This is a genomic window from Cerasibacillus sp. JNUCC 74 (assembly GCF_053667775.1).
The window spans coordinates 1,622,121-1,643,563 of the sequence record NZ_CM132207.1 but is presented as its reverse complement, the minus strand read 5'-3'; the positions used below and the strand labels follow the sequence as shown (position 1 = coordinate 1,643,563).

The 21,443-nt window shown below is 36.3% G+C and carries 20 protein-coding genes and 1 pseudogene; 8 read left to right on the top strand and 13 right to left on the bottom strand.

What is annotated here, in order from left to right:
* Positions 1–581 precede the first annotated feature (581 nt).
* The 4 genes and pseudogenes from JNUCC74_RS07185 to pabB all read left to right on the top strand — a co-directional run bounded on the left by JNUCC74_RS07185 (position 582) and on the right by pabB (position 4,133).
* A pseudogene (locus JNUCC74_RS07185) lies at positions 582–1,388 on the top strand (C45 family autoproteolytic acyltransferase/hydolase).
* Positions 1,340–1,726, top strand: coding sequence for a carcinine hydrolase/isopenicillin-N N-acyltransferase family protein (locus tag JNUCC74_RS07180; protein ID WP_454067854.1), 387 nt, complete (start codon positions 1,340–1,342; stop codon positions 1,724–1,726). The pseudogene JNUCC74_RS07185 and the gene JNUCC74_RS07180 overlap by 49 nt, the downstream one beginning before the upstream one ends.
* Positions 1,727–1,819: 93 nt before the next feature.
* Complete coding sequence (locus tag JNUCC74_RS07175) at positions 1,820–2,428, top strand: anthranilate synthase component II (protein WP_454067480.1); 609 nt, start codon at positions 1,820–1,822, stop codon at positions 2,426–2,428.
* Positions 2,397–4,133, top strand: a complete 1,737-nt coding sequence (gene pabB / locus JNUCC74_RS07170; protein ID WP_454067479.1) for an aminodeoxychorismate synthase component I — start codon at positions 2,397–2,399, stop codon at positions 4,131–4,133. Before JNUCC74_RS07175 ends, pabB begins: the two co-directional genes overlap by 32 nt.
* Before the next feature lie 192 nt (positions 4,134–4,325).
* On the opposite strand, the gene JNUCC74_RS07165 is transcribed toward pabB, so the two are convergent.
* On the bottom strand, positions 4,326–5,138 hold the full coding sequence (locus tag JNUCC74_RS07165) for a ZIP family metal transporter (protein WP_454067478.1): 813 nt from the start codon (positions 5,136–5,138) through the stop codon (positions 4,326–4,328).
* A gap of 506 nt (positions 5,139–5,644) precedes the next feature.
* Here JNUCC74_RS07165 and JNUCC74_RS07160 point away from each other — a divergent pair.
* Complete coding sequence (locus JNUCC74_RS07160) at positions 5,645–6,025, top strand: TIGR02328 family protein (RefSeq protein WP_454067477.1); 381 nt, start codon at positions 5,645–5,647, stop codon at positions 6,023–6,025.
* Positions 6,026–6,079: 54 nt separating this feature from the next.
* Here JNUCC74_RS07160 and splB read toward each other — a convergent pair whose 3' ends face one another.
* From splB to JNUCC74_RS07125, 7 genes are all read right to left on the bottom strand, one after another.
* Positions 6,080–7,108, bottom strand: coding sequence for a spore photoproduct lyase (gene splB, locus JNUCC74_RS07155; RefSeq protein ID WP_077320186.1), 1,029 nt, complete (start codon positions 7,106–7,108; stop codon positions 6,080–6,082).
* Complete coding sequence (locus JNUCC74_RS07150; protein WP_454067476.1) at positions 7,101–7,358, bottom strand: transcriptional regulator SplA domain-containing protein; 258 nt, start codon at positions 7,356–7,358, stop codon at positions 7,101–7,103. Before JNUCC74_RS07150 ends, splB begins: the two co-directional genes overlap by 8 nt.
* 131 nt (positions 7,359–7,489) lie before the next feature.
* Complete coding sequence (locus JNUCC74_RS07145) at positions 7,490–8,311, bottom strand: phosphoenolpyruvate hydrolase family protein (protein WP_077320184.1); 822 nt, start codon at positions 8,309–8,311, stop codon at positions 7,490–7,492.
* 1 nt (position 8,312) lies between these two features.
* Complete coding sequence (locus JNUCC74_RS07140; protein WP_454067475.1) at positions 8,313–9,539, bottom strand: Tm-1-like ATP-binding domain-containing protein; 1,227 nt, start codon at positions 9,537–9,539, stop codon at positions 8,313–8,315.
* Between the two features lie 504 nt (positions 9,540–10,043).
* On the bottom strand, positions 10,044–11,228 hold the full coding sequence (locus JNUCC74_RS07135) for a phosphoenolpyruvate hydrolase family protein (RefSeq protein ID WP_454067474.1): 1,185 nt from the start codon (positions 11,226–11,228) through the stop codon (positions 10,044–10,046).
* A 157-nt stretch (positions 11,229–11,385) separates the two neighbouring features.
* Positions 11,386–12,201, bottom strand: coding sequence for a lipid II flippase Amj family protein (locus tag JNUCC74_RS07130; protein WP_454067473.1), 816 nt, complete (start codon positions 12,199–12,201; stop codon positions 11,386–11,388).
* Positions 12,202–12,525: 324 nt separating this feature from the next.
* Complete coding sequence (locus tag JNUCC74_RS07125) at positions 12,526–13,341, bottom strand: metallophosphoesterase (protein WP_454067472.1); 816 nt, start codon at positions 13,339–13,341, stop codon at positions 12,526–12,528.
* A gap of 585 nt (positions 13,342–13,926) precedes the next feature.
* On the opposite strand from JNUCC74_RS07125, the gene JNUCC74_RS07120 reads away from it, so the two are divergent.
* The 3 genes from JNUCC74_RS07120 to JNUCC74_RS07110 all read left to right on the top strand — a co-directional run bounded on the left by JNUCC74_RS07120 (position 13,927) and on the right by JNUCC74_RS07110 (position 15,289).
* The gene (locus JNUCC74_RS07120) at positions 13,927–14,466 is read left to right on the top strand and encodes a TetR/AcrR family transcriptional regulator (RefSeq protein WP_454067471.1); all 540 of its coding nucleotides are present in this window, start codon (positions 13,927–13,929) and stop codon (positions 14,464–14,466) included.
* Between the two features lie 128 nt (positions 14,467–14,594).
* On the top strand, positions 14,595–14,918 hold the full coding sequence (locus JNUCC74_RS07115; protein ID WP_454067470.1) for a DMT family transporter: 324 nt from the start codon (positions 14,595–14,597) through the stop codon (positions 14,916–14,918).
* A gap of 20 nt (positions 14,919–14,938) precedes the next feature.
* Positions 14,939–15,289, top strand: coding sequence for a DMT family transporter (locus tag JNUCC74_RS07110; protein WP_454067469.1), 351 nt, complete (start codon positions 14,939–14,941; stop codon positions 15,287–15,289).
* 1,014 nt (positions 15,290–16,303) lie between these two features.
* Here JNUCC74_RS07110 and JNUCC74_RS07105 read toward each other — a convergent pair.
* The 5 genes from JNUCC74_RS07105 to JNUCC74_RS07085 form a co-directional block, all read right to left on the bottom strand.
* Positions 16,304–17,281 (bottom strand): HD domain-containing protein, encoded by a 978-nt coding sequence (locus JNUCC74_RS07105; RefSeq protein WP_454067468.1) that lies wholly within the window; start codon positions 17,279–17,281, stop codon positions 16,304–16,306.
* 120 nt (positions 17,282–17,401) lie between these two features.
* Positions 17,402–17,788 carry an ectoine synthase gene (locus JNUCC74_RS07100; RefSeq protein WP_454067467.1) on the bottom strand — a complete coding sequence of 129 codons (387 nt, stop codon included), beginning with the start codon at positions 17,786–17,788 and terminating at the stop codon, positions 17,402–17,404.
* Positions 17,789–17,814: 26 nt separating this feature from the next.
* Positions 17,815–19,095 carry a diaminobutyrate--2-oxoglutarate transaminase gene (ectB, locus tag JNUCC74_RS07095; RefSeq protein WP_454067466.1) on the bottom strand — a complete coding sequence of 427 codons (1,281 nt, stop codon included), beginning with the start codon at positions 19,093–19,095 and terminating at the stop codon, positions 17,815–17,817.
* A gap of 12 nt (positions 19,096–19,107) precedes the next feature.
* Entirely contained in the window at positions 19,108–19,665 is a 558-nt protein-coding gene (ectA, locus tag JNUCC74_RS07090; RefSeq protein WP_454067465.1) for a diaminobutyrate acetyltransferase, read from the bottom strand.
* A 513-nt stretch (positions 19,666–20,178) separates the two neighbouring features.
* On the bottom strand, positions 20,179–21,423 hold the full coding sequence (locus tag JNUCC74_RS07085; protein WP_454067464.1) for an amidohydrolase family protein: 1,245 nt from the start codon (positions 21,421–21,423) through the stop codon (positions 20,179–20,181).
* Between the last annotated feature and the right edge of the window lie 20 nt (positions 21,424–21,443).

Sequence of the window (21,443 nt, the reverse complement as noted above, 5' to 3'; positions counted from 1 at the left end):
GCCTAAACGAATCGGAAAATTAGGAGCCATTTCTTTCATAGAGTTCGCAAAATCATAAGCAGATTTTTCAAAGGCGAGAAATACGGCTCTTTACAATCGGGATAAAGAAAACATGCCTTTAAAACAGAGGTTGCAGATGCCTAGGCAACAAGTCCACTTTTTAGTCGGCCTTTCTTTAGATTCGAACCGATGTTAATTTATCGCAGGAAGAAGATCGAAGTTTGTTAGAGAGCGCTTATACTAGATGAAGTTATGTTTTAAAAAAGAGAGCCACATGTGAAACAGAGATATTTTCCTAGAAGATACGCAAACAAAATAAACTGCAATGCTTCGCTCAATAGCTGTCACTTACCAAATGACAGCTAACATTTTTAAAAAGGCATTACTCCTAGTATATGAAAGCAGCTCAATCCTCCTTATCTATTGCTTTCCAATTTCCTTGAAAAAGCTGTTTTCCCCTAGATAGGCAGTATAATGCATTTTAATATGCTTTTTAGTTTAAATAGCCTAAACTTTATATAGTCTGCTGTACTTCTTTTTTAAAATGTCCTCTATTTTACGCTCATAAAAGGAGTTTTATCATGAAACATGTATACAATGATATTATTCAGTATCGTGGGAATCACTATGATTACGGTGTATATCAAGGAAATCTATTAAAGCATTCACCAATCATGGCTAATCGGAAAAAACAATGGACTTCGTTAAAAGAACGTCACTTCATTATTGATCATCAAACTATTAAGAATCTATTACACCAGTTTGCACCTGGAATTTGGGATGAGTTTAAAGGATTGGCAGATGCCTTAAACATGACTCTGAATGAAGCGATTCAGGAATTTGGTGGTTATTATGTAGAATATGGTCAATCAGGTTGCTCCATTTATGTAACCACAAATTATTTAGTGCGAAACTATGATAATGACCCAGCTTCCTATGAAGGTCGCTATGCGATCTATCAGCCGACGGACAACGGTTATGCTACCATTGGGCCGACGATGCAAATAACGGGTCGGACGGATGGAATGAATGAAAAAGGTTTAGTAATGGGATATAATTTTATCAATCGTTAGAGAAACTTGGCTTGTCGCCAAGTCCTTATGGCGAAAGCTGTAGTTTTTCTTATACTATAAACCCTAAAATTTTATACTTTTCTATAGTGAAAAAAATCCGCTGACCGTTTTCTTTGTAATATGATTGGTCGAATTATTTTAGAATCCTGTTCCATTGTAAAGGAGGCAATTGCCTTATTAAAAGCAATTCCCCATCGACATTCCTTTAGCTATGTTCTATTAGATAAGCATGGTGAAAAAAAGTCGTCGAGGCTTCTCCGCGAAAGATTGCTGTACATGACGCTCATATTTGTACCAACCATTTTACTTATTTAACAAAGGAAAACCGTTATCGCATGGACGATTCTATCCATCGATATACCTTAATGGAACAACAATCTAGACATGTGTCTGATTCATATCAAGCTTTTCGCATGTTAAATGATACAGATAAAGGAGTTTTTTCAGAGAAATACGGGGCCTGGGCTGGCACTTTGCATACCGCACTTTATTTACCCAAAATACAAATTACGTGGCTCGCTTTGGGAGGAAATCGAAAACCATTCATTTTTAATTTTTCCCAGTGGTTAAAAGGTACAAATACACGTGTTAAACAAATCAAAGGTGAATTAAATGCCAATCAGGGATTTGTTAATATGAAATATATAGCGTAGATGAAAGATTATCGTAAAAACAAAAGCATGTTAAGAATTTTTCATTTCTGTAGATAATATAGTTTATCTCATGTTTAAAAAGAAGGGATAATTATGATATTAGTCATTGATAACTATGATTCTTTTACTTATAATCTCGTTCAATATCTTAACCAACTTAATTTTACAACACATGTTGTTCGTAATGATGCAATTACGCTTGAACAAATTAATCAATTACAACCATCAGCTATTTTGCTATCTCCCGGACCAAGTACTCCTGATTCAGCCGGGATTTCTCTAGAGATTGTCACTACGTTATATAAAAACTACCCTATTATCGGAATTTGCTTAGGCCATCAAATAATTGCTCAAGCATTTGGTGCAGTGATTAAAAAAGCTAAACAGCCAATGCACGGTAAAGTATCGTATATACATCATGATAATAAAGGTATATTTTCCAACTTGCCAAATCCGCTTAGCGTTACAAGATACCATTCATTAATTGTTGCTGCAGACTCACTTCCCAACTGCTTGGAAATTAGTGCCATGACAGAGGATGGTGAAGTGATGGCTATTCGGCATAAGCACTATCCCCTTGAAGGTATTCAAGCTCACCCGGAAGCCGTTTTATCCGAACAAGGAATAGAACTGTTAAGAAATTTTTTTGGGAAAAAGGATGGTTTTACATATGCAACAAGACATTCCTTATCTTCATTTTGATTTTGCTAATCAAGTTGGAGAAAAGCAAACATTAGAATTTACCAATCCATATACTGTTATTCAAGCTACTAAGCTAGAAGAGGTCGTCTCTTGCTTAGAAACAGTTGAAGCGTATGTTGACGCTGGTTATTATGCTGCAGGGTTTGTTTCCTATGAAGCTGCTCCAGCCTTTGATTCTGCTTTTAAAGTCCATTCAGGCGGAACATTCCCACTGTTATGGTTTGGTATTTTTAAAGAAACAATTACAGTTAATACGGTACAAGCAGGAAATTTTCATATAGATGAATGGAAAGCTAATGTATCGGCTACAGAATATCAGAAATATATCAAGCAAATTAAACAACATATTGAAAATGGAGAAACATATCAGGTGAACTACACCATTCGGTTACATAGCCGCTTTCGTGGTGATTGTTATGGATATTATCAACAGTTAGCAGAGTCCCAAGCTGCCAACTATTCCGCCTACTTACATATTGGGAGTTACTCCATTTTATCTGCTTCCCCTGAACTATTCTTTCATTTAAAGGACGGACAGATTACAACGAAACCGATGAAAGGTACTGTAAAAAGAGGATCTTCAGCTAGAGAAGATGACGAGCTAGCGCATTGGTTATATCATTCGGAAAAAAACCGGGCGGAAAATGTAATGATTGTGGACTTGCTGCGAAATGACTTGGGAACTATTGCTAAACCTGGAACAGTGGAGGTTCCTCATCTATTTACGATTGAACGCTATCCAACGGTTTTTCAGATGACTTCAACTGTTACTGCTGAGGTAAAAGCAGATATTCCGGCAATTTTTAAAGCATTATTCCCTTGTGGCTCAATTACTGGTGCCCCTAAAGTAAGTACCATGAAAATTATCCATGATTTAGAAGACACTCCGCGACAAATATATTGTGGTGCTATCGGATATATTACTCCGGAAAAAGAGGCGATTTTCAACGTACCAATCCGTACGGTACTTATTGAGAATTCTAGCGGCAAAGCATATTATGGAGTTGGTGGAGGCATTACTTGGGACTCTACAAGTAAGGGAGAGTATGATGAAATTTTAACGAAAGCTCGTTTTTTGCAACAACAGCCGGAGAAGTTTGACCTGTTGGAGACGATAAAGCTAGAAAATGGCAGCTATTATTTACTTGACTATCATTTACAGCGCTTAGCAAAATCAGGAGACTATTTTGCTTACCCAATAGATTTAATTTCCATTCAACAACAACTGCAACAAATAGCTAATCGCTATCCCTTAGGAATATATAAACTGCGACTCTTAGTAACTAATGCAGGAGAAATTTCAATCGAAATTCAAAATATACAGTCAAAAACACAACCGATACAAGTTGCAATAGCGAAGCATCCGATTGATAAAGCCAATCCATTTTACTACTATAAAACAACGAATCGAGGTATGTACAAGGCATTTCTAAATGAGCACCCTCTGGCAGATGATGTATTGTTATGGAATGCCGATGAAGAGCTCACAGAATTTACGATTGGTAATGTAGTGGTCGAACGCAATGGAAAATTTTATACCCCACCAGTAGAATGTGGATTATTAGCAGGCACTTTTCGACAGTATTTAATAGATAAAGGACGAATTACTGAAAAAGTGATTACATTAAATGAATTGGATGAATGTACAAATATCTGGTTGATTAATAGTGTAAAAAAATGGGTTCCAGTTATCATAAACAGTTAACAGTTGATTACAATTGCTGTAATCAACTTAGGTGCGGAGTCGGAAATTCCGCTAGATGCTCACCTGAACCTGCAACGCAAAAACAAAAGCAAGAAAGCTCACGTAGCGATGTGCAAACTGAGATCTTCTGATGAAATAAATTTAAAAAACGATTTTCTTCTCAACGACAGAAGAAAATCGTTACTAACATATTTAACCAAGTGCAACATCGAGTATCATCATCACAGTGAAACCAACCATTAAGCTCATAGAAGCCAAGTCTCGATTACCAGCTTCTTGAGAACCAGGAATGACCTCCTCAGCAACCACAAAGATCATAGCACCTGCAGCAAAGCTGAGCGCATACGGTAATAATGGTTGAATAAACGTAACCGCAAGTGCTCCAATAATCCCTGCAATTGGCTCTACCATGCCTGAAAATTGACCGTACATAAAGCTTTTCTTCCGAGACATTCCTTCCCTACGTAATGGCATGGAAACTGCTAATCCTTCTGGAAAGTTTTGAATCCCAATTCCAATCGCTAAAGCAATTGCACCAGCAGTTGTGGCTGTAGGCAGATCTGCCGCAATAGCGCCAAACGCTACTCCTACTGCTAATCCTTCTGGAATATTATGAAGGGTGATTGCTAAAACGAGTAATGTGCTTCGCTTTTTCCGATCAGGATGCATTCCTTCTGCTTCTTGGATTGGTGATGTTGGATGGAGATGTGGAAGTAATTTGTCAATCCCCCAAAGGAATATACCTCCTGCCATAAAACCAATGGCCGCTGGAATCCAGGCAATCTTACCACTTGCTTCAGCCATATCTAAGGCAGGAGAGAGTAATGACCAGAAGCTTGCCGCAATCATGACACCTCCCGCAAACCCTAACATACTGTCTAAAAAACGCTGGTTAAAATTTTTAGTCGTAAATACTAAAGCTGCGCCAAGCGCGGTCATCCCCCATGTAAATAATGTTGCAATCATCGCTTGAATAACTGGATGTAGGGAATAGAAATAATCCATATTTGATACACCTTCTTCGTATTGCTATATTTTCATAAAAAATTTCAATTCATTTCCAATCTATACATAATTATTTTAACATAGTAAGTTTCACATGCCTAAATCAATGAACTTTATAGTAGTATAATATTTAAAGACAGAACGTACCCTAGAGATATGATCCCTTAGAATCACTCGAACATATCAGGATAAACCGTCTGATATTACAACTAATAAAGCGGAGCTTTAGTCAACGGGGCTTTTTTCTATAGAGAACAGATCTAAGATTTCGGACCCGATTATTGTAGTCTTAGCGCTCCTTACCCTTGCAAAAACGTCATGCTTAATCAAGAAGGCTTTCTTGTCCTTGAAAAAGAATACTGCTTTTTTTTACGTAAGATGTGTCGCTGTAGAAACTTTCCTTGCTTGTTGAAGTGAATGAGGCATTGAGATGCCAGGCATCTTCGTATTTCCTAACTCTTCAAGCAGGAATCTTACGGCATCTTATAAAAAAAGGAGGTAAACGTATGAGACTTTGGCATCAACAACTTATCTCCAACCTGCCAAGACAGCAATTATTAGGTCAACATCGAGAGTGTTGTGCATTAAGAGGAAACGGTTGGGGGAAAAAGCATGCTACTGTAAATTATGTTTTTACCTATTCTCCATATCGTCTATTTTTGTACCATCAATTTATTATGAAAGAAATGCGGCAGAGAGGTTATCAAGTTGACCCGCTTTGGAAAGATCCGTTTTATCGTGGAAAAGCTTGTCCTCCTCATACGGAAAAAAGCTTGTATAAAGGGGAACAACGTTTTATTCCAGATTTCCCTATTTATCCAGAGCATGATGAGTTGTATTTACAAGATTGTTTAGACAACTTAAAAGCAAAGGGCATTGACATTTAAATACCTATAAAAGCGTAGCAAACTAAAAGGCTGCCTAATCAGGCAACCTTTTAGTTACGTGAAATACTCAATTTTCCCATCAGGAAAGTAAGTATTAATATATCCTCCTAAAGTAGCTTTAATCTCTGCTTGTTCTTCATCTTGATATACGTATTTGCCAATACCATACCGTCCCCACTTCCATTTTCGCTTCGATTCATCTAATTCCAGTTTTGTCATGGGATAATTTTGTTGTATTACTCGTTTAGCAGGTTTCGTAAAGCGATGTTGAATCATTTCAAATGTAAGATTCTTTTTCGCTTTTTCTGGTAATGCTGCTTCCAGTTTTTCAAACATCTCCTTGTAGCCATTTTTCCAGCCGTCATGTAAATAAATCGGTGCTACAATAAACCCTAGAGGATAACCAGCTTCAGCGACTTTAACAGCTGCTTCAATTCGTTCGTGTAATCTGGATGTACCAGGTTCAAAATATTTAATAATATAATCATCATTGATACTAAAGCGAAATCGAGTTCGCCCCCTATGCTCTGCCTCCAACAAATGATCAACATGGCTAAATTTGGTCACAAATCTTAATTGTCCATATTCTGTTCTGCCAAAGTACTCAATTGCTCGCTTCAATGTGTGGGTCAAATGATCAAGACCGACAATATCTGAAGTACATGATGCTTCAAACCGAGTAATCTCTGGCGCTCGTTCTTGCATATACTGTTCTGCAGCATCAAATATTTCATCAACATTAACATATGTGCGGATATATGGCTTACTTCCCATCGTTGTTTGTAAATAGCAATAGTGACAATGTCCCATACAACCAGTTGCAAAAGGGATGGCATATTCTGCGGATGGCTTTGATGTATCAAATTTTAACGTTTTCCGCAACCCTAGAACCAATGTCGATTTGGCAACTCGATATTTTTGAAAGTGATTGTCCCCTGGTAAATTTCGAATTTGATTATGTGAAGTCGTTTGTCTAATTTCAATTCCCATCTTTTCAAACTTGGATATCAGCTTTTTTCCTAACGGATAGTCTAATGCTCTTGGTTCTACGTATACTAATTGCGGTATAAACGGCTTAACCATGATACCCTTCCTGATCAGATGTACCGAAAGCAGCTTCATATGCTACCTCAGCTTCATCGGCTGATTTATAGACTGCTACTTCTTCTGTTAACGGGTAGAACGTTTCATAAATAAACAATGCTAATTCTTTCGGCTGTTCAGGATTCTCTACAACAGCAGCCTGTTGAACTTGTGCTACATCTTGTGCATGAGGATTGCGGATAATGACATAAACAACTTCACCAGGTTGAAAGTTTTCTTGTATTTCCATATGATCACCTAGCTTCCTTATCGTTTACCCTCATTATGCACCATTGTATATAATTTATGTTTACGAAAAGAAATTAACTTCCATAACCTTGAGAAAAAGTCAACATGCCAGCAGAGTTGTCGTTCCATTTTTTATAAACGAATTTGTTTAAAGGCTTCGGATTGCTCTTTTATTCCTTTTTCCGCTGCAAATCGTTCAATACTTGACGCACCAAAAAAGCCGACAATCCCATCTACTTTTTCGATAACATATGCAGCGTCTTGTGGTTCAGCGATTGGTCCACCATGACAAATAGCTAAAATATCTGGATTGACCTCTCGACCAGCGTTAACTATTTTCTGAATACGTTCTACAGAGTCATCAAGAGTTAGTGCTGTTTTAGCACCAATTGATCCTTTAGTAGTTAACCCCATATGTGCTACCAGTATATCTGCACCTGCTTCTGCCATTTTCTTTGCTTGTTCTTCATTAAAAACATATGGAGTAGTTAACATATCTAGTTCATGTGCTTTTTTAATCATATCAACTTCTAAATCATAACCCATTCCAGTTTCTTCTAAATTTTGTCTAAACACGCCATCAATTAATCCAACCGTCGGGAAATTTTGCACCCCGCAAAATCCTTGAGATTTTAACTCCTTTAAAAATACATCCATAACCCGAAATGGATCGGTTCCGTTTACACCAGCTAATACTGGAGTGTCCTTGACAACTGGCAATACTTCACTTCCCATTTCAACTACAATTTGATTAGCATCTCCATAGGAGAGAAGCCCAGCTAATGAACCACGACCTGCCATACGATAGCGACCCGAATTATAAACAATTAACATGTCTGCTCCGCCGGCTTCACTGCTTTTTGCGGTAATACCAGTTCCTGCTCCTACACCTAATAAGATATTCCCTTCTTTAATTTGTTCTTTAAAACGTTGTAAAATTTCTGATCTTAACATATTAATTTTCTCCTTTTTTCTCTTCTATTAATTGGATAAGCTTCTCTGCTGCTGCTTCTGCAAACGCACGATCATTGATTGCCTTTTCTAATTCAATCACCTGAACTTTATCTCGATCAATATTCTTTTTTAACGTATCAAATAGCATTTGATCCTCTTCCGGTCCGTAAAACGGCTGTCCATGCACATCAAGACCAGATAGCCCTTTTAATGGTAAGATTAAAGCTGTATCTCCTGAGGCCATATTAAGTTTCTCTGCAAGAACTTCTCCTATTTGTTTATTTTCTTCCATATTGGTTCGCATTAACGTTACAGTTGGATTATGCTTATAAAACTTTCGACCGGTAAATCGTTCTGGCACAGTTTCATAAGGTCCAAAGTTCACCATATCCATGGCTCCTACTGAAACAACCTGTGGGACATTATGTTTTGCTGCAGCTTCTAAGCGATGAGGTCCAGCACCAAGTACCCCCCCCACTATTTCATCTGCCCATTCTGTTGTTGTTATATCCAGTACACCTTCAATAAAGCCTGCTTCAATTAAGCTTTCCATTGTACGTCCACCAACTCCCGTAGCATGAAAAACAAGCATTTCATAACCTTGCTTTTCGACATATGCTTTCGCGTAGTTGATACATGGAGTTGTCAATCCAAACATCGTCGCAGCTAATAAAGGCTTGTTATCAAAGCGCTGTTTGTTTTCAAAGCTCAACATTCCAACAATAGCGAAAACAGCATTGGTAAATATTTTGGTGGAAATTCTATTTAATCCAGCTACATCAACAATCGATGGGTACATTATAATATCGCTCGTTCCAACATAAGGAGCTACATTACCTGAAGCAACTGTTGATACCATTATTTTTGGAACACCAATTGGTAATGCTCTCATTCCAGGTGTAACTATTGAAGTCCCACCGGAGCCACCAAACGAAAGAATTCCATCAAGCTTCCCTTGTTCATATAACTGTGGTAAGACAATTTCCATTCCTTTTGATAAAACAAGCGTCGCTTTTCCCCGATCTTCAGCTTCCACAATTTCATTTATATTTTCTCCAGCAGCTTGAAAAAGAACTTCATTGGAAATATCCGGATCAAATGCCGGTTTAAATACTCCTGTGTGAATCGTCAATGTTCTAAAGCCTAACGACTCAATCAGTTCTTTTACAAACAAAAATTCCTTTCCTTTCGTATCGAACGTACCTGCTAAAGCAATCGTTTTACTCAATATACTTCTCCCCTTTCATATGAACTGAACCTTCATTCCAGGAAAGCTTTACCACCCGGAATGTTTGTACCACAAGGGTATGACCTAAAGGCATTTGAACGAAGCGGGCATGTAGGGATCTCGTTACACTCATTTATTTTTCTTAGCTGACAACTATTCCTGTTACATGCGTTTGCAGCCCTTATATGGAATAAATGAGAAAACGATACCAATTGTTGAAAGGCTCAAACACCCGACTTATGACCTATAAGGCATTTGTGTTTTTCTTTCTATATCAAATGATACCGTTTCCTATCGTAAATAGTAATGTGCTTATGTTTGTATATTTTGTCATTATGTAAGATTTATACCTGTTTTAACAAAAAAGTAATAAATTGTAATGGTAAAAACTTACTATGAAATCTTATTAAAAAATTAGCTAGCATTAGCTTTTGGTACAAACAATCTGCTAGTTGTGTTTATGATAAAACTTGAAGCTTTATCAATCCCTATGTTTATACTTTTTCATCTAAACGTGAACATGGTTGGAGAAACACCTATTCTTTTTTTAAATATCTTACTAAACTGAGCATAATCAGGATAACCAACCATTTCGGCAACTGTGGAAAGAGGGAGTCTTTTTTCCCGCATAATTTCTATAGCTCGATTTAATCTAAAATCAATCAAATATTGTGTAAATGGAATTCCTACCTCTGTCTTAAATAAAGAGCTTAAATAAGGTCTGGAAAGATTTAATATACTTGCTAAATCATTTAACGTAATCTCGTCCATATAGTGTGTACTTATATAATCTTTTATAAACTCCACATAATCTTCCTTGTTAGAAAAACCAGCCATTATTTTTTGTATATATGTCTCGTATTTAACATCATACGTTTCTTTAAATGATTTGGTTATATTAAAAATAATCTGCTCTGCCGGGATACGTTCAAATACAGAGCCGCCGATATACCCATCTATTTCTGTTCCATCATACATGAATTGCACATCGATCGGCCGATTAACAGGTCCTCCATAAACCATTTTGATCACATTCGGGTTTACCTTATCACATGCATGAAAGATACCCACAGCTAACTTCTTAGCAGATTGTAATGATTGAATTTGCTTGGCACCTAAAATCCCACCTACAGTTAAACCAAGATGCACACAAATTATATCTGCACCGGCTTTGAGCATCTCTATTGCTTGTGTTTCATTAAAGACAAAAGCTACAGTAATCAGATCCAGCTCATTCGCAAATTGAATCGCCTCTACTTCTTTGGCAAAAGAAATACCTTGACTCTCTAAGCCTTCGCGAAATTGGCCATCAATCAATCCCACTGTCGGGTAGTTGTTTATTCCGGCAAAACCACTGGCTTTAATTTGTCTAATATAGGCTTTCATATCAATTGTAGGGTCTGTAGCAAATAAGCCAAAAATCGTTGGGATCTTTTTTAAAGTTGGCAATACTTCCTTAAAAGCAAATTCCATTACCATTTGATTACTATTCGTACATGCAGTAAAACCGGCTAACGAGCTTACTCCCATCTGACGAAATCTTCCAGAGCTTAACGCCAATATAAAATCAGCGCCACCTTGTTCGGCATATTTAGCTGTAAGACCCGATCCAGCAGCAACACCAATAATATGTTTATTTGCTTTAATTTGTTGATTTAACGTTTGCAGTAACTGGAATTTATTATTCATCATTTTTACTCTCCATAACGCTTAGTTTTGGATGTTTCGTACCAAAATTGCTATTTTTCCGATCATATATATTCCATTAGTTCTATCTTCCTTAGTTTGGCAACACACGTTCGAAAACGGCTTGACACTAGCCAAATCTCATTCTGTTGTATAGCCGTTAAATTATAAATTTCGTAAACCATGCAACATATTTTGCCCCAGGAATAAATAAAACTTGAGCCAATAATGTGCCAAAAAGCCGTGAGCTTACCATCATTAATGAAACTATTTTTAAAGTTTGATAGCTTCCACGATTGTTTACGACATCATCCGCAAGCACAGATACTTTAGGGTCTACAAAAATAACGAGCAGAATGGTTGCAACACCATTTATTAGTCCAGAAGCCATTACTGCTGTAGCAGCTCGTTCCGGTACAATTAAAGAAGCATATAAGGCTGCTAATACACCAATTGTATAAATAGCAGTAATAACCATATTAATAAAAAATAACTTCATAGGTATATCCCTAAACTTGATTCCAGTTACATCCGATCTTCTAGGGAAGCGAACATGCTTCCACCCTCGCAGAAAAAAATCAACGGATAGACCTTTTCGAATTAAAGCTGGTATCGAGCCATTTTCATTTGATAAATGGATAATTGCTCTGGAAAATAAAGCGATAAACGTTGGAAACATCATAATACCAGCTACCGTTCCTGCAGTAGATGCACCAATTAGTATTCGATACTGATATTCTACAAATTGAAGTGTATTTTCAGCAGGTGCTGTATCGATCAAGCTACCTGTAAAAGGTTGTTGCATCATGTTTGCTAAACGTGAAACAATAACCATAACATTAAAAAGAGCAAGAGCTGAAGCAATCATCTTCACCCTTGCTCCCGATAAGCGAACCGCATAAGCTAGCGTTTCAATACTATGAATAATAAAGATAAATAAAAAAATGAGTAATAACTTCCCAGTTAAAAAGTCCATGATCATTACTTCCTTAAGTTTTTTATCTATCATAGCATAAAAAAGACGATTCTATATAGTTCCACCTTGACTTATAGAGGAAGTTCAAATAGCCCCATTTTCAGTTAGCTTGTTTTGACTGTTCTATTATCTTATTTAAAACACACTGCTCTAAATCAGTATTTTTAAGACCAGCCTATATAATTTTCCTTAAAATCCAAGAACAGCATTAATACTCCTAATATCCCTTGCTCCTTCATTTAAATCTTCAGAGTACGGATTAAGCTGCTATCCATATATTCATGTAAAACATCCCGGGTTACTAAGATAGATAGCAACATCGTTTTATTTGACTGGCAAGTGATGAATCGTGACTTCAGGTCGACTACCAACACGGATATTAACACCTGTTTGCCCAAGGCCCTCACTAATATAAAATGGTCTGCCATTTAAGAGATGTAAGCCTTTTACCATATTCATCTTGACTAACTTCCCCATTTTGCGAAGATGATAAGGCTTTGGCCAATGAATTTGTCCGCCATGAAAGTGGCCTGAAAGTAAATAATCAAAATGGTACTCATTCATTTTTAACACTACATTAGGGTCATGTGTCAACACTAAATTACTTCCTTCTTCTACACCATCAAATGCTCTTAATAAATCACTATGATTCGTACTAAAATTATCAATTCCAATAATATTGACACATTTACCCTGTACTTGTATTTGCTTATTTTCATTTTGTAATGTTTTAAAGCCGTGTTCATTTAGCACCTTTTTTAACCGCACAAAGCTTTTACGATTCAAAATATAATCATGATTACCAAATACGGCATACGCACCATATACTGGTTGAAGCTTACGTAATACCTTTAGGTAAGGAATTAATTTGGGAATGCTTCGCTTGCGGTCCAAAAAATCACCAGTTAACGCAATTAAGTCAATTCGCTTTGAATCAATGCTCTCAATTAAACGCTCGGGTGTTACCGAGATATTTTCAATATGCATATCCGAAATATGCAATATATTAAGCGATGTGTTTTTACTGGTTTCACTATCTGTTTCGACCTTTATCTCATTTAAAACGAACGAATGTGTATTTTGATAGCCCTTATATAAAAAATAGCTTAATAGAATTAATACAATTAAACCAATATACAAACCGTTCACCTCCACACTCTATTATAAAGCCTATCTATTCAATGTTAACTTGTAATATATGGAAGTGTCTCTATCCATATAGTGTAGTAATAAAGGTTATCGTCTCTTCAATAATCACCGCGTTTTTTATTGTATAGAAAAGTGGATCTGTTTCTACACGGTGGATAACTTCCTTAAAACTAGCTTCGTTAACAAACGTTGCGAGTTTCAAGCTTTTGTTCTTTACATTTTTTCTCCTATTCTTACTTCCAATTAAGTTAGAAAAAGAAAAAAATTGGCTAGTTGCCAAGTTTTTATGACGAAAGCCAACGTTTTTCTTATACTATAAAGCCTAAAGTTTTATACTTCCCTATAGCAAAATACATGGATTGACAATGTTTTTTGAAATTAGTAAAATAATATAAAACCGTCCAGACGGTCTTTTTAGTTGGAATCATTCACTATCTGTAATCATAGATCGATAAGATTTTTGCTTAGAAGTAAATCAAAGTAACAAAATGTTTGGGTGGGTTTAAGTACATGTACAACTGGGAAAACATCTACATCCGAGCTCTAGTCAAGTTTTTGTTATTTGGAGGGGTAATATTGGCATCGAAAGCTGAAAAGAAACGCCAGCATATTTTAAAATCTGGTACGGAATTTATATTAGAACATGATTTTAATGCTTTAACCCTAGAAGCTGTAGCAAATTATGCCGGCATTAGCAAGGGCGGTCTTTTATATCACTTTCCCAATAAAGATGCATTGTTAAAAGGCTTAGCAGATTATGTTTTTGAACAATATACAAACCTGTTTTATGAATATGCAGCTAATGATCCGGTGGATAAAGGGAAATGGACACGTTCCCTTATTCAAGTATCCAATTGGGACCTTGAAAATAATGCAAAGCTTAATATAGGAATTATGGCTACCTCTATGCTAGATCCCAACATGACAAAAGAGATGTCTGAAGGGTATCAGCACATGCAATCTAAAATAGAACAGGATAAGCTAGATCCTGTTGATGCGAGTATCATTCGTCTTGCGATCGATGGACTATATTATTCACAGCTTTTAAATATGGCACCTTTACAGAAAGATTTGCGGGAAAAAGTGATCGCTCGTTTAATTGACATGACGAAATAGGTTTGAATAGCCAAGTAACAATGAACAAATAAACGTCACTACGTACAAGTAATTTAATAAATCAACAGGAAAGTTTGTAAGAAGATCATACATTAAAAAACGATAGAAAATAAACGAGGAGGAATACGATGAATCCTTTTGCCCTATTATTTTTTGCGATTATTAGTGAAGTTTTCGGCAGTACGATGTTGAAGCTGTCTAATGGTTTTAAACGCCTTCTTCCATCCTTAGGTGTTGTTTTGGGTATGGGAACGGCTTTTTACTTTTTATCTTTAACATTGGCTAAAATACCGTTAAGTACAGCTTATGCTATCTGGTCGGGAGCAGGAACTGCACTTACAGCAGTGTTAGGTATCCTATTGTTTAAAGAACATGTCTATATGCGGAAAATAGTTGGCTTATTTCTTATTATTGGTGGTGTTGTTACGTTGAGGTTAGCTTCTGGAAATTAATGACAAGCGGGGGATAACGAATGAAAGGATATCTTTTTTTAATTATTGCGATTGTCTTTGAAGTGTTTGGTACAACCATGCTAAAATTATCAAATGGCTTTACAAATCTTATTCCAACTCTATGCTTTATCCTTGGATTTAGCCTAGCATTTTATTATTTATCTTTAAGCTTGAAGACAATTGCTTTAAGCCTCGCCTATGCTATTTGGTCAGGTCTTGGAACAGCTTTAACTGCCTTGATTGGTATATTCATATGGAATGAACCTTTTGGCTCATTAACAGCCATTGGCTTAATAGCGATCATTGGAGGAGTTATATTACTAAATATGGCACCTACCAAAGAAACCACTTCTCACCGATCCAGTGGCTAATATTCGCTTGCTATTTTTATGGGTTTTTAAAACCTTTCACTTTCTTGTTCGTATTACTACAAAATCGGAATTATAACTATCGTAATGGGGGCTATCTTTGCAGTTAATTATATTTATGGTTATGGACAAAATCGAATTGTCTGGTAGATAAACGCTATATTTTATCCAAGCGAATACGTGTAAGCTATTTTGTAAGAATTGGAATACAGAGGAAAGAAAGCCAAATATGAGGACAATAGGAAATGTTACAATAAGCCATTTTAAAGTTTAATAAGTCCTAACAATCGCTGTTGGACGGTTAACAGGAGCATATGTTTAAAACTTGTAATCTGTTTAAATTTTTTAAAATCGCAATCATTAGTGACAAAATCCTAGAACATCATAGAACCATTATTTTGTAGTATTTTAATTGATTCTGCTTATGCAAATAGTTTCCCTGTAAATCTTCCTCCGTACAAAATAGCTGTAAATTTTCCTACAATGTGTATTTTTGCATCCTTTTTCCTTTCCCTTGATTTCTGCTACAGTTTATCTACTGTTCATCTCAATTATTTTCTTAGTTTAAATCTGAAACTGTTTATACTTCTCTTCTTCTTTACCAGAAGCTGGTATGCCTTCCTAGTACAAATACAATCCGAATAAATAATTAAACAGGGACACTAATGAAGACAGCACGATCGGATAATAGAGAATTAATTTCCTGATGCTATATCTTTTTTCTGGAACCAACGATATTGCTCCTATAGCTGCAAAACCATTATAACAATTAAAACCGTTCTTGACCTTTTCTTCATATGCTCATATCTTGCCCTGACCGTTTTCCTAGTTGCAAGTCACCTGGTGAGTAGTGTTTCATTTTTTAGCTAGCGTCGCTTGGGAAAGGTCGTTTTTTTACTTAGCTTAAATAGCTTTTCTAAATGTTATGTCTATAACTACTTTATTATTGATGGATTTATAAGAAAAATTGGGGTTGCTATGTGTTATTAAATAGATCCAACATCTGAGCTATCCAGTTTACTTTCCTAAAATCCGCACATATGATCCTTTCTTTGCTTTTTCATATGCTTGCTGATTCATGTCTTTAATTCGATTGGATAACTTTGATGAACGAATAAGCTGACCCCTACTTAAAATTGATGGATCAATCAAACGGAGCTTCGTTTTACGATGAATATGATAATTCTTTTCATCCTCAATAACAGAAACGGGTTGTTGTAACTGTGCGATTGATTGTGTAATTTCCTGTTCATGAGTTGAACGTAATATCTCATTTACTTCTTCATCCTCTAAGAAAAAATCCGATAAAGAGATGATTCTTTTTTCCAATGCTTGCTGTAAAATAACAGTTAAACGATCACTTCCATATATATTTAAAGGATCCATAAAGAAACCAATAACTTCCTTATAATATAATTCTACAAACCACTCAGCGATTTCTAACTTATTAAGATACATTTTACCGTCTATCACAATTAGATTTTGTAAAAATGCTTCTACATCAGCAAGTGAAATATTACGATATGTATACATGTCTCGGAGTGTATAATCAACCCGATCTGCACATAATTCTGGGGCAGACTCCTCTAATAGCGTCCATTTTGAATCATCCATTATGATTTCTTCATAATTATAGCCATACATCTTTAATATTAGCGGCAATTCCGAGTTTATAACAACTTCATGAAAAATACGTTCATGATAATCTTCCTTTTCATTATCCATCACAAAATCAATGATATGAGAAAAAGCTGTATGCGAAATATCATGCAGTAAACCGGCTATTTGCTCTTCCAGTGATCCCCCTAATCGTTTAATAAGAAGCATAACTCCAATAGAATGATCAAAACGGGTTACATTCCATGCTCGATTGACCAAATAGCTTGCACCACCTTGATGTATGCCTTTTAACCGCTGTACAGGCCGACTATTAATTAATGCGGCAAGTACATCATCCACTTGATAAGTTCCATATAACGGATCATTAATTACCATTTTTCCCCTTCTTTCGTACGCTATCCATATGAGACGCTTCAGCTATTCAATAACATTTTATAATATATCTATTGAACTTAAAAGGAGCCAAGAATTAGATGGCTCCTTTTAATTATCCTATTATTCTGTTAACAGTGGATAATAACCTTCTTTTGTATGGGTTTCGGTTCCAACTAATGGTGGATTAAAGACACAAACCATACGCATTTGTGTTCTAGCACGAAGCTCATGTTTATCATTTTCATTTAGCAGATACATGGTGCCAGGCTTTATCTGATATACCTCACCTGTTTCAAGCTTTTCTATCTCCCCTTCTCCTTCAATACAATAAACTGCTTCAATATGATTTTTATACCAAAAGAAATTAGTAGTACCTGCTTTAATAATGGTATCATTTAAACTAAAGCCGACATTATCCTTTTTCATGATAAAGCGTCTACTTGTCCAGTTCTCACTGGTCGTTTCATCGTTCGTTCCAATAATATCTTCAAGTGATTTGACAATCATTATGATTTCCCCTTTGTTTGATTAATTCATTTCTTCACTATTTGCTTTATACTTGCTTCTAAAATATCAAACCCTTCATCAATTCCTTGTTTATCGATGATCAAAGGAGGCAGAAATTTCACTACTTCATCATCTGGACCAGAAGTTTCAACAATTAACCCACGCTGAAATGCTGCTTGACAGATCTGATTAGCCAGTCCGTTATGAGGTAGAGCAATCCCTTGCATTAATCCTCTGCCACGGGCTTCTCCATTTAGTGATGGGAATTTTTCAATAATTACCTCACTACGATTTTTCACCTGCTCGCTTCTCCGTGAAATATCTTCTGTAAAGCGCTCATCTTTCCAATAATGACGTAATGCTTCCGTTGCTGCAATGAAAGCTAAATTATTTCCCCGGAATGTCCCGTTATGTTCACCTGGTCCCCATTGATCAAATTCCGGTTTTATTAATGTAATCGCCATCGGTAGGCCAATTCCACCAATCGATTTTGATAAACAAACAATATCCGGATAAATCCCTGCTGGTTCAAAACTGAAAAATGTTCCAGTTCTTCCACAGCCCGCCTGGACATCATCGACAATCAACAAAATATCCCATTGTTTACAAATTGCTTCAATCTTTTGCAGCCATTCCATACTTGCTGCATTAATACCGCCTTCACCTTGAACTGTCTCCAAAATAATTGCTGCCGGTAAAGAAACGCCACTGCCACTATCCTCTAAAAACCTTTCTAAATAAGCAGTGGAATCCTGATTATCAATATAATTATCAAACGGCATAGAAACACTATGATGAAGTGGAATTCCTGCACCTTGCCGCTTAAATGAATTACCGGTAACCGATAATGAACCAATAGTCATACCATGAAACGCATTGGTAAAACTGATTACTGTATCTCGTCCGGTAACTTTTCTGGCAATTTTTAAAGCACTTTCTACCGTATTTGTTCCTGTTGGTCCAGGAAACATAATTTTATAGTCAAAATTTCGGGGCTTGAGAATAATATTATGGAATACTTCTAAAAAATCCTTGCGAGGTGTTGTTCCCATATCTAAACTATGAACAATGCCATCATTCTGTAGATAATCAATTAATCTTTCCTGCATAATGTCATGATTATGTCCATAGTTTAAAGCGCCAGCCCCCGCAAAAAAGTCAATATACTCTTTCCCTTCTATATCCCACAGCTTATAGCCTTTAGCCTTTTCAAACACAGTTGGCCAACCTCTACTGTAGCTTCTAACAGCTGATTCTAACTCTTCAAAAGTTTGCATGCGATTATTTTTTACTACTGTTGTAGTCACAAAATCATCCTTTTATTTATTATTTCCCTTTTGAATAGGGCCAATTTTATACAACTGTTCATCCTCATGTCCTGTTCTTGGAAAATCAATAGAAGAATAATAGTTTCCAACAACGCATTCTGTATTTAGCTTTTTCGCCAAGCCTAAAAACAAATATTGCGAAGGTAAATTGGAAGGCGTTACCGTAGCTTCAAGATAATTAACTTCCGCTAGATGCTCACGATTTAACAAATTCATCAACATCTTTGTCCCTAATCCTTTTCCTCGTTGTGAAGCTTTAACAGCAACTTGCCAAATAAATAACGTATCCCGTTTATCTGGATGGACAAACCCGGATATAAAGCCAACTATTTCTTCTTCACTCTCGACAATGATGGATGTTTTTGAAAACATATCACACCAAAGGATATAGCTATAAGAAGAATTAAGATCGAGCTTACCAATTTGCTTGATTAGCTCCCAAACTGCAGCCCCGTCATCTTTTGTAGGCATGCGAAAAGTTAGTTCTTGTTTCTCTTTATTTTCAGTTGACGTCGTCCAAATTGTTGTTTGGATGCTTTCACCTCCCAACTAATGTAAAATAAGCTTCTATATAAGCTTATAAATAATCGGTATAAATCTCAAAACGTTTTAAGCTTGATATCACCCCATTAAACGTGCTCAGCTATGGTTATGGTTACATAAAGACCAATCCTTTAACAATAGCTAGCAAAAATTCTAAATAATAGGGCAGTTGTTTAAATTCGATGTTTGATTCTACAAAATTCTACATTTTTTTTGAGTTTTCCCTCTTATTTGCTTTACAAGTAATCCATTTTCTCTAATTGGTATACTCATTCTAATGAAACAAAGTTCAACTACAGAACAAAAGCGAAAAAGCCTTGGTTAGTCGTGTACAAATGGTAGAACTTCTGGAGCAATACAGTGAGCTTCATTTAAGAAGTGTTTTCTTCTAGACGAACTAGTTATCCACCATGTAATCGTTCCCTAAACAACTACAGAAAACCTCCCTTTTAAAAGCAAGATAATCTAAACTTAAAGGAAGGTTTTCATTTGAATTAGCAGCACATTTATTCCGTAATTTTATTCGAGTGTATTTTTTTCAACTTTTCCATTTTTGATGACTACTTGAATAGTTTCATTGTCCGCCAGTGAATATATATCATCTAGTGGATTTCCTTTTACAATTATAATATCTGCCAGCTTTCCAGTCTCTAACGTTCCCAGTTTATCTTGCCAGCCCAAGCACTCTGCTGCTGTTTTCGTAGAAGCAATAATTGTTTCCATCGGTGTCATACCAATATCTTTCATTAATCCAAGCTCTCGTAAATTCGTTCCATGCTTCATCACACCTGCATCTGTTCCCATCGCTATTTTAACACCAGCTTGATAAGCTTTTGCAATACTTGCATGATGTTGTTCAATTACTTCTTTCGACTTTTCAACAGCTGTAACTGGCATTCCTGCTTCCTCAGCTGTTTCTAAAACGGCTACCGGAGCTAATAAGGTCGGAACTAAAAACGTTTCATGCTCAAGCATTAATTCAATCGCTTCTTCATCAATAAAAATTCCATGTTCAATGGATTGTACGCCTGCTTTCACAGCATTCTTAATCCCTTCTGTACCTTGTGCATGTGCCATTACCCTTACACCTTTACGAAAACGCGCTTCCTCTACAATTACTTTTAATTCTTCCAGTGAAAATTGAGTAAATTCCGGGTGATCAGTAGCACTTAGTACCCCACCAGTAGCATGAACTTTAATTACTTCCGCACCCGCACGCAACATTTCTCTTGTTTTTTTCCGAACTTCTTCTATCCCATCACATTTTCCATTTGGCATCCCAGGATAATCGGATGGCAATAAATCAATAATATTTCCAGACACCGTATACCCATCTCCGTGTCCTCCTGTAATCGTTAAAGCATTAATACTTAATTGCATTCTAGGACCAGGAATAAGTCCATCTTCAATTGCTTTCTTTATCCCGAGATCTGCTCCTAAAGCATCTCTAACAGAAGTTACCCCAGCTTGTAAAGTTGTTTTTAAATACTGTGCTGCTTGATAATACATAAATGAAAATGGAGTTGCTAGTCGCTCGGCAATCGGTGAGAATTCCAACATCATATGTACATGTGTATCGATAAATCCTGGAAGGATCGTGCCTCCATTGGCATCGATAACTGTCTCATCACCAGATAATAAATAGCTTACTTCTTCCCCAAAATAAACTATTTTTTTCGCATCGATAACTACGATCCAATTCGTTTTGGGTTCACTACTTTTTCCATCAATACATAGACCATTTTTAATGAGTAGCCTTGTCATCAGCATTTCCTCCCCTATAT

Bases quoted from the DNA above. Each gene is read 5' to 3' on its own strand.
- JNUCC74_RS07175 (WP_454067480.1), top strand. From the start codon at position 1,820: ATGATATTAGTCATTGATAACTATGATTCTTTTACTTATAATCTCGTT.
- pabB (WP_454067479.1), top strand. From the start codon at position 2,397: ATGCAACAAGACATTCCTTATCTTCATTTTGATTTTGCTAATCAAGTT.
- JNUCC74_RS07165 (WP_454067478.1), bottom strand. From the start codon at position 5,138: ATGGATTATTTCTATTCCCTACATCCAGTTATTCAAGCGATGATTGCA.
- JNUCC74_RS07160 (WP_454067477.1), top strand. From the start codon at position 5,645: ATGAGACTTTGGCATCAACAACTTATCTCCAACCTGCCAAGACAGCAA.
- splB (WP_077320186.1), bottom strand. From the start codon at position 7,108: ATGGTTAAGCCGTTTATACCGCAATTAGTATACGTAGAACCAAGAGCA.
- JNUCC74_RS07150 (WP_454067476.1), bottom strand. From the start codon at position 7,358: ATGGAAATACAAGAAAACTTTCAACCTGGTGAAGTTGTTTATGTCATT.
- JNUCC74_RS07145 (WP_077320184.1), bottom strand. From the start codon at position 8,311: ATGTTAAGATCAGAAATTTTACAACGTTTTAAAGAACAAATTAAAGAA.
- JNUCC74_RS07135 (WP_454067474.1), bottom strand. From the start codon at position 11,228: ATGAATAATAAATTCCAGTTACTGCAAACGTTAAATCAACAAATTAAA.
- JNUCC74_RS07130 (WP_454067473.1), bottom strand. From the start codon at position 12,201: ATGGACTTTTTAACTGGGAAGTTATTACTCATTTTTTTATTTATCTTT.
- JNUCC74_RS07115 (WP_454067470.1), top strand. From the start codon at position 14,595: ATGAATCCTTTTGCCCTATTATTTTTTGCGATTATTAGTGAAGTTTTC.
- JNUCC74_RS07110 (WP_454067469.1), top strand. From the start codon at position 14,939: ATGAAAGGATATCTTTTTTTAATTATTGCGATTGTCTTTGAAGTGTTT.
- JNUCC74_RS07105 (WP_454067468.1), bottom strand. From the start codon at position 17,281: ATGGTAATTAATGATCCGTTATATGGAACTTATCAAGTGGATGATGTA.
- JNUCC74_RS07100 (WP_454067467.1), bottom strand. From the start codon at position 17,788: ATGATTGTCAAATCACTTGAAGATATTATTGGAACGAACGATGAAACG.
- JNUCC74_RS07085 (WP_454067464.1), bottom strand. From the start codon at position 21,423: ATGACAAGGCTACTCATTAAAAATGGTCTATGTATTGATGGAAAAAGT.